This window comes from uncultured Kiloniella sp., assembly GCF_937128705.1.
Lineage (GTDB): Bacteria > Pseudomonadota > Alphaproteobacteria > Kiloniellales > Kiloniellaceae > Kiloniella.
Map to the genome: position 1 here is coordinate 1 of NZ_CAKZMP010000319.1, position 8,470 is coordinate 8,470.

The 8,470-nt window shown below is 44.9% G+C and carries 7 protein-coding genes; 4 read left to right on the forward strand and 3 right to left on the reverse strand.

What is annotated here, in order from left to right; translation table 11 throughout:
* On the forward strand, positions 1–880 hold an 880-nt coding region (locus tag Q0241_RS15955), incomplete at its 5' end, for a GGDEF domain-containing protein (protein WP_299379232.1).
* A 122-nt stretch (positions 881–1,002) separates the two neighbouring features.
* Here Q0241_RS15955 and Q0241_RS15960 read toward each other — a convergent pair.
* The 3 genes from Q0241_RS15960 to Q0241_RS15970 all read right to left on the reverse strand — a co-directional run bounded on the left by Q0241_RS15960 (position 1,003) and on the right by Q0241_RS15970 (position 5,150).
* A complete protein-coding gene (locus tag Q0241_RS15960) occupies positions 1,003–2,946 on the reverse strand; it encodes a methyl-accepting chemotaxis protein (protein WP_299379234.1) in 1,944 nt (647 codons plus the stop codon).
* A 206-nt stretch (positions 2,947–3,152) separates the two neighbouring features.
* Positions 3,153–3,944 (reverse strand): cache domain-containing protein, encoded by a 792-nt coding sequence (locus Q0241_RS15965; protein WP_299379236.1) that lies wholly within the window; start codon positions 3,942–3,944, stop codon positions 3,153–3,155.
* A gap of 204 nt (positions 3,945–4,148) precedes the next feature.
* Entirely contained in the window at positions 4,149–5,150 is a 1,002-nt protein-coding gene (locus tag Q0241_RS15970; RefSeq protein ID WP_299379237.1) for a LysR substrate-binding domain-containing protein, read from the reverse strand.
* Between the two features lie 58 nt (positions 5,151–5,208).
* Here Q0241_RS15970 and Q0241_RS15975 point away from each other — a divergent pair, with 58 nt between their 5' ends.
* The 3 genes from Q0241_RS15975 (at position 5,209) to Q0241_RS15985 (ending at position 8,382) form a co-directional block, all read left to right on the forward strand.
* Positions 5,209–6,342: a dimethylsulfoniopropionate demethylase gene (locus Q0241_RS15975; RefSeq protein WP_299379239.1), complete on the forward strand. Its 1,134-nt coding sequence runs from the start codon at positions 5,209–5,211 to the stop codon at positions 6,340–6,342.
* A 155-nt stretch (positions 6,343–6,497) separates the two neighbouring features.
* Positions 6,498–7,490, forward strand: a complete 993-nt coding sequence (locus Q0241_RS15980) for an MDR family oxidoreductase (RefSeq protein WP_299379241.1) — start codon at positions 6,498–6,500, stop codon at positions 7,488–7,490.
* Positions 7,477–8,382 (forward strand): GNAT family N-acetyltransferase, encoded by a 906-nt coding sequence (locus tag Q0241_RS15985; RefSeq protein WP_299379242.1) that lies wholly within the window; start codon positions 7,477–7,479, stop codon positions 8,380–8,382. The genes Q0241_RS15980 and Q0241_RS15985 overlap by 14 nt, the downstream gene beginning before the upstream one ends.
* Positions 8,383–8,470 lie beyond the last annotated feature (88 nt).

Below are 8,470 nucleotides of genomic sequence, written 5' to 3' on the forward strand. Positions count from 1 at the left end.
CAGAGAGGTTAATGACCTCCTTACAAGGGCTTTGGCCTCTATTCAGAAAATTGAAAAACATCAAGAAAATCAAATTAAACAAAAGATCAGCGATGCTTTGCTTCTGGCCGAAGAGCGTTTTGACATAGAGCGTCATAATTTCCGTGATATCGGTGAGCGCCTTGAAGCGCAAGCAGAAGAGCTGGCAATTATCGCCGAAGAACAGCAGCTGAATATTGAAAAGAGAGTCGAAGCTGAAAAGGCTCTACGTTTGTCTGAAGAGCGGCTGCAGATTCAGGTCTCTGAATTGATTGATAGTGAAGAGCGGATGGCAGCGCAGGCTCAGGAAATGGTTTGGCTTGCCGAGGATTTACAAGCAGCAGAACAGAAAATGAAATTTCTGGCTAATCATGATGCGTTAACTTTGTTACCCAGCCGCCGTCTTTGCTTGAAATACCTCAAGGATATCCTGGCAGAAGATAGAACAGGGGGCGAAAAAACGGCGGTCTTCTTCATTGATCTTGATGGTTTTAAGGCCATTAATGACACACTGGGGCACGAGGCTGGAGACGCTATTCTGGTTGGCGTTGCGGATCGTATTCGCGATCTATTGGCACCAGAAGATATGGCTGCACGTATTGGCGGTGATGAATTTATTATACTGTTAAAAGAAGTCACCAGCCGAGATTCGGTAAAGCTGTTGGCCGAAACCTTAATTGAACAGGTGAATGTTCCTTTTTCTCTTGATGGCGAAGAAGCCCGTGTGGGGGCTTCAGTCGGTATTGCCTTCTCTCTTGATGATGGCACGACAGCAGAGCAGTTGTTGAATTGTGCAGACAAATCAATGTATGCGATCAAGAAAAAAGGTAAAAATAATTTTGGATTTTTCTCTGACCTTTGAGGGTGATCCTTGCTGTTTTATGAGACAACGTAAATCAGAGCACAAATTGGTAAACGAACAAAACAGGCCCTGCTTTTATTGAGCAGGGCCTGTTTGATTTGAGCGATTGTGAGATGAGGGGATTAACTATCTCGTACTGTGGTTAAGAAGCTCTGTACTTCAGTACGTAGGTTCTCGGCCATGGATTGCATCTCACGAGAAGATTGCAACAGGTTGTTGGCTTCGGCACTGACTTGAGAAGATGCCTTTGTCACAACTTCTACGTTGCTGGATACTTCTTGCGTACCCGCAGCTGCTTTTTGCACTGAGTTGGAAATCTCTTGTGTCGCAGCCCCTTGTTCTTCAATGGCAGCGGCAATTGCATTCGCAAACTCGTTCATGCGTTCGATTGTTGAGCTGATGTTGGTGATCTCTTGCACAGATTGGCTACTTGCGCCTTGAATGCCGTCAACCTGTGTCTGGATATCGCCTGTCGCTTGATCGGTCTGGTTCGCAAGCGTTTTCACTTCGGATGCAACAACGGCAAAGCCTTTGCCTGCATCTCCTGCTCTTGCCGCCTCAATTGTTGCGTTAAGTGCCAACAGGTTGGTTTGGCCCGCAACATCGGAAATCAGCTTCACGACTTCGCCAATACGCTGGGCTGCACCTGCAAGTTCGGTCACGGTTCCATTGGTTCGATTAACGCCGTCGACAGCTTCCCCGGTAACTTGAATTGATTGGGTTACTTGAACGCCGATTTCTCGGATGGCCGCAGAAAGCTCTTCGGTTGCGGCTGCTACGGTTTGTACGTTCTGACTGGTTTGAATAGCGGCATTGGACACCGCTTGTGTTCTGGCGTTAGATTCTTCTGCGCTTGCAGTTAGTTGACTGGCGACATCCTGAGTATTTGTTGATGCCTGTACGACGGCTTCAACAATAGTCAGGACGGATTGCTCAAATGAATCAGCCATTTTATTTAACGTTTCCCGGCGGTCACGTGCATGTCGTTCTGTTGATTCCTCGTTTTCTTTTGCCAGTCGCCGCATCTCAATCGCGTTGGTTTTGAAGACATCAACGGCAGCCGCCATAGAGCCGATTTCATCGTTTTTATCACTGCCAGGAATTTCGACTTCCAGATTGCCACTCGCAAGATTCGTCATCGCATCAGTCATGCCCAAAACAGGCTTGGAAACCCATTGGCGGACAAGGATGCCGAGGAGACCCATAATGGCGAGCACGGCGACAATTGCTGTTATGATGGCTGTTATGCGGAAATTTGTAAGAGCTTGGAAAGCTGCATCCCGATCAATTGCCAGACCGAGATACCAGTTAACAGTGGGAAGTCCATCAACCTTAAAAAAGGCAAACATGGTATCGCCACTGCTTTCTGTGAAGTCAGTTGCTTCTGCGCTTACCGTAGGTGTATCTTCCGGGAAAGCTTCTGCAATAGGTTTTAAGGTCCATTCTTTATCCGGGTGTATCAAGATGGTTCCTTGATCATTGACCAGAAAAGCATACCCGATACCACCAAGGTCTACTGAACGAACAAGATCACCCAGAACTGTGATTTCAATGTCGCCCCCTGCGACCCCAACGACGTTGCTGCCGTCGATAACAGGGGTGGTGACTGTGACAATCAAATTCCCTGTAGAAGCATCTTCATATGGTTCTGTTAGCGTGCTTGATTTTGCGTTAACAGCATCTTTATACCAAGGTCGCTCACGAGGATCATATCCTTCGGGCAAGGGGTCGTTCGGGTACATGGTCATTGTACCATCTTTGCTACCAAAATAGGTAAACATGAAAGTATCGTTCAGTACCTTTCGATCAACAAAGGTATTGATATTTTCAGAGGCAGGATTTGAAAGAATATTTTGTCCCACATTTTCAATAAGGGCTTGGCGTCCACCAATCCAGTTTGAAATCCCTGCCGTTGCTAAGGCACCGGTTTCATTGACGTTGGATTTCAAGGATGTGCGAATTTCACTATTCTGATTGAAATCAAAATACAAAATAAAAGCAGAGAAGGTAACAACAACAATCAGGGCTGCTGCTGCTAAAATTCTACTTCCAATGTTAAAGGACATAGTTCCAGTCTCCTCATGACCAATATTTTCGATCGACTATCGGTAACTGAAAGCTATTATTTCTTGAATATATAAAAAAAGTGATAAAATTTTGTAATTAAATTAAAGTGCTTTTTTTTGATAAAGAGTAAAAAATGAGATGGGGGTCGATAATTACTGAAGTTAATTTTTCATTTTATTTCTGATGTCTAAGTTAATTTTTGTATTTACTCTTCCTTGTTTGTTATAGCTGCGCAAAGATACCAGTTGGAAGCGGGTAAATTCATTATTTTATAAAAAAGTAGTGTTGTGCCTGCTGAATTTTCCAAGGTAACAGCGTAATTGTCTTTTATGTCTATGTGCCCAGTTTGAAATGTATCGTTTAGAAAAGTGAGCGACACGTCTTTGTTAGGATGAAACAAGATTTTTCCATCTTGAGTTACGATGAAAAATTGATTTATTCCGGTAGTCGCTTCTGGGGTTAATAAATTGATTAAGGTGCGTGTATTTATATCTACGCCAAAAACGCCAAGGAATTTTTCGTCATTTAATACCGGGGTTGTAAGTGTCAGTATGAGCTCTTTGGTGCCGGCATCCTCATAAGGTTCAGATAGTGTGGTTGTCATGGCATCGTGTGTTCTTGAGTACCATGGACGATTTCTAGGGTCGTATCCCGGAGGCAAGGTTAGCGCGGGGATCATCGTCATGTCCCCATCGTTGCTACCAAAGTAGCTATATATATAGCTATCGTCCCAAGCTATATTGTCTAAAAAAGATTTAACGTTTCTAGGTTCGGGGGCGGTACTGATTGCATGCTGGAAACTTTCTACAAGAATCTGGTGATCTCCGACCCATTGTGAAATTTTCAAGCTCTTTGAATAACCTGCTTCTTTGATGTCCGAACCTAGGTTATGAAAAACTTCATCATAGGATGAGGCGCCGGATAGAAATGTAAGTTGTACACAGGTGCATATAAATGCTGTTAAAAGTGATGCCTTAAACTTAGTACTGAAAATCATTAGTTATTTCTTTCGGCTTTTCATATGCTACGCGATTTTGACTAAAATAATATGAAAATGCAATTTTAGCGTGAAAATTATGACAATTTCGTTTGAAATTGTATTTATTGTTCTTGCTGGTGTTTTCGCGGAAAAGCTCTTTGCAGCCAGGATATTCATATTTTTGTTGTGAATTTTTACTAATTAATTGAGGTAATATCGAACTTAGACAGTTGGAAAATAGCAAGCGTTCTGATGGGCCTCTTCAGTGTTTAATATATGATTTATTATCCTGCCAGCCTCACTGTTAAAAAAGTTTTTGGGCGCAACAAGCCAATATCCCCGCTCTGATGTCAGAGATTTGTTATGGAGTGGTACAAGGGAACCTCCTTCAATCAAATCTTGAATAATCTGTGTCCATCCCAAGACGATTCCCTGTCCCTGAAGTGCCTGATGTATGGCTAGGCCGTGATTCGTGACTACGATATTATCCGAAGGTAATCTTACATTCGGGGCGAACTCTTTTTGCCAGTCCGACCAATCAAACCACCTTCGTTCAGTATCTTCCAGATGAATAAGGGGCGCAGTCGTTAGTATTCTTTCTGGTGAATAGGGTGCCAATTGTTCGGCCAAAAGGGGTGCCGTGACGGGAAGTACGTCTTCAGAGATCAGTTTTTGACATTCATATCCGGGCCAATTACCCGTTCCAAACAAAATGGCGCAATTGACCTGATCCCAATTGATATCGCGTTCCTTGTCTATGGTTGTGACCTTGATTGACAGATTTTTTGTTTGTTCTCGACAGCTATACAATCGCGGGAGAGCCCAGTAGGCGGCGATACCGGGGTAAGTGGCTAGGTTAAATGTCCTCTTGTTACTTCTGTCGCGGAGATTACGACTAATTTCCGCAATTCTTCCTAAAGCCTGAGAAATTTCCTGATAATAGTCATCAGCTTCGGTGGTTGCGGAAATCAATGACCCTTTTTTGATAAAGAGCTTGATGCCTAGGTCTTGTTCTAAGAGCCGAATTTGATGGCTGATCGCGGGTTGTCCGACATTAAGTGTTTCTGCTGCCCGCGTGTAACTTCGAAGACGGTAACAGGCTTCAAAAGCTCTCAAAGCTTTAAGAGGAGGAAGATCACGCATTTTATTATCGAAATAATTGATGATGGTATGAATCTTATATGCCTTCACAGGTTCGGGTGCATCTGTTTTCTTTCTGGTCAAGAAAATACGCCTTGAAATTTTTTGAGCGTTCTGGATTTCGTATTAGGAATTAAATATTATGACTTCTATACCTGTGCTTTCGCCAGTACCGGCGCTTTCGCCGACAACACGTGTGCGGCGGACCCCGTTTTCCGATCGTGTCGAGGCCTGTGGAGTAACGGCCTATACGGTGTATAATCATATGTTGTTAGCAACAGTTTTTCGCAGTGTTGAAGAAGATTACAGACATCTTTGCGAAGCTGTACAGATTTGGGATGTGAGTTGTGAGCGACAGGTGGAAATCAAAGGTCCTGACGCGGCTCGTCTAACACAGTTGATGACCTGTCGTGATTTGTCGAAAGCGAAATATGGTCAGTGTTTTTACGCTCCCCTCGTCGATGAAGACGGCGGAATGATTAATGATCCGATTATTTTAAAATTGGCGGAAGACAGATTTTGGTTATCCATTGCTGATAGCGATGTCATGCTCTGGGCAAAAGGACTTGCCCGTGGCTACAATTTGGACGTGAAGGTGTTTGAACCGGACGTATATCCCTTAGCAGTTCAGGGACCTAAAGCTGAAGAAGTGATGGCAAAGGTTTTTGGTGATAGGGTTCGCGACATCAGGTTTTTCCGCTTTGAAAAAATGGCGTTTGATGGTCATGACATGGTGGTCGCACGTTCTGGCTGGTCAAAACAAGGTGGTTTTGAGATCTATATGGACCGTCAAGAGCTTGCACTTCAGCTCTGGGATCAAATCTGGGCAGCAGGACAGGCATTCGATATTCGTGCAGGCTGTCCAAACGCTATCGAGCGGGTGGAAGGCAGCCTATTGTCTTATGGTAACGATATGACGATGGGAACATCCCCCTTTGAGTGTGGGTTAGAGAAATATGTAAATCTTGAAGCAGATATTGATTTTGTTGCCAGAGACGCTTTGCAAAAAGAAAAAGATCAAGGTTTGCAAAGGAAGGTATGTCATTTGTTGTTTTCTGAGAACCTTAATACAGGCGTTTTTGAAAACTGGTCCGTGTTCGATAAGGCAGAGCAACAAATTGGTAAACTGACATCGGGGTGTGATTCCATCAGACACGGTGCTTTTCTTGCAATTGCAACGATTGCCAAGGAGTACTGGCAAAATAATGAAACGGTTTTTGTGCAGACTCCGTTCGGTTCTCGCGAAGCCCGAATTGCTTCTTTTCCGATGGAATAGGGTTTGGCGTCTTTCGCAGGCCTTGTAAAAATTCTCTCTTTCAGTTGTTTACAGGGCACAGTACTCTTTCGTGGTTCAACTATGTTGACGGATCCGGCCGTAAGTTCGGCGCGCAAACAAACCAACTGGCCACAATAGATTTTTAAGGAGTAATTATGTTCAAAGCTCTTGTTGTTGATAAGTCCGAAGAAGGTGTTGTTAGTTCCGAAATTAAAGAGCTGGAAAATAGTAATCTGCCGACTGAGGGAAATGTAACGGTGGCGGTAGAGTATTCCACCGTGAATTATAAAGATGGCCTTTGTATTACAGGTAACGGTGGTTTGGTGCGTAACTACCCCCATATTCCGGGAATAGATTTTGCTGGGACAGTCGAGCAATCAGACGATGCGCGTTATAAAGCTGGCGACAAAGTTGTTCTGACCGGGTGGCGTGTTGGTGAAGCCTGGTGGGGCGGCTATGCACAAAAAGCGCGGGTGAAGGCTGATTGGTTGGTGCCATTACCTGATGGTTTGAGCACAAAACAGGCAATGGCCGTTGGAACGGCTGGGTTTACGGCAATGTTGGCTGTTATGGCCCTTGAAGATCATGGTCTGAAGCCCGATCAGGGAGAGGTTCTTGTCACGGGGGCAGCGGGTGGTGTTGGCTCTGTCGCAACCTCTATTCTAGCTAATCTTGGCTATGGTGTTGCTGGGGTTACCGGACGTCCAGATACTGCAGATTATCTCAAAGAACTTGGCGCAAGCCGGATCGTGGCCCGGGAGGAATTGAACGAAACAGTGAAGCGCCCGCTAGAAAGTGAAACATGGGCGGGGTGTGTTGACGCTGTTGGCGGGGCAATGCTTGCCCGTGTTCTTGGCCAGATGAAATACGGTGCTTCGGTCTCTGCTGTTGGCCTTGCCGGCGGGGCGGCGTTACCAGCAACTGTTATTCCCTTCCTGCTTCGTGGAGTGAATCTTTTGGGCATCGATTCAGTTATGCAGCCCTTTGAAAATCGTCAACGAGCCTGGCAGAGAGTTGTCTCGGACCTACCCATGGGGAAATTAGAAAAGATGGTTCAGCATGCGACCCTGAATGATTTGCCTGATTTGGGGGCTGCGATTTTGAAAGGTGCTGTTCAAGGACGTGTAGTTGTCGATGTTAATGGATAAAACCAAAGCGTTTTCACCCAAAGCGTTTTCATTTGAAGTTTTAACTCTTGATGATGTTCCCGCAATTTTGGATTTAATTGAAAGCCTTGGCTGGACGCATGTCGTGAAAGACCTTGAGGTCATGCTTCAGGTGGGTGTTTTTTTAGGGGCCAAAGATGAGCGAGGGAAGATAATCGCCACTGGTGCTCTTTTCCCATACGGTACTGAATTGGCGTCGATCGGGATGATAATGGTGCGTCCGGAAAATCAGAAACAAGGCTATGGACGGGCAGTGATGGATGCCTTGCATGGTCACGAAATTGCAAAAGGACGGACACTGTGTTTGATCGCCACTGAAGCGGGCGAGCCACTTTATAAAAAGTGCGGATATGAAGTTGCCGGACGGATACGAAAGTTTTTTGGTTCTCCGGAACAGTTTCTAAAAAAGAGTTCGTTGCCAGATTTTCCTCTAAATCAGCGTCGGGTTGCGCTAAGGGCGATGCATGCAAATGACCTTGGAAATGTTATCGGCATGGATGCAAAGGCACTGGGTGCAAATAGACGTAGTTTGTTCGAGCTAAGGTATTCTCAGTCTGATTATGCAGTCATTGCCGAGAACAAGCAGGGAGAGGTTGTTGGGTTTGTACTTGCCGTCCCTCAACGGGGACAGCACCATTTGGGACCAATGGTTGCGCCTGACTGTGAAACAGCTTTGGCAATGATTGGATATATTGCTGAACGGTCTGATAAAGAACTACGCATTGACGTTCCTGAAGATCAACAAGCCTTGCATGGACTATTACCTTCATTAGGTTTTCGTTTGATTGCTAATCCTCCGGCAATGATCCGTAATAATACCTTCCCTGGATGTCGAGAGCACTATTGGTCGATTATGAGCCAAGCCTATGCCTAAGTGATTCTTATATAGCAGCTTTAAAAAGGATTATGGATGACGTTGTTTTGCTGAGGTGCTTAAAGGAGGGGAGCACAAAAAAGCCAAA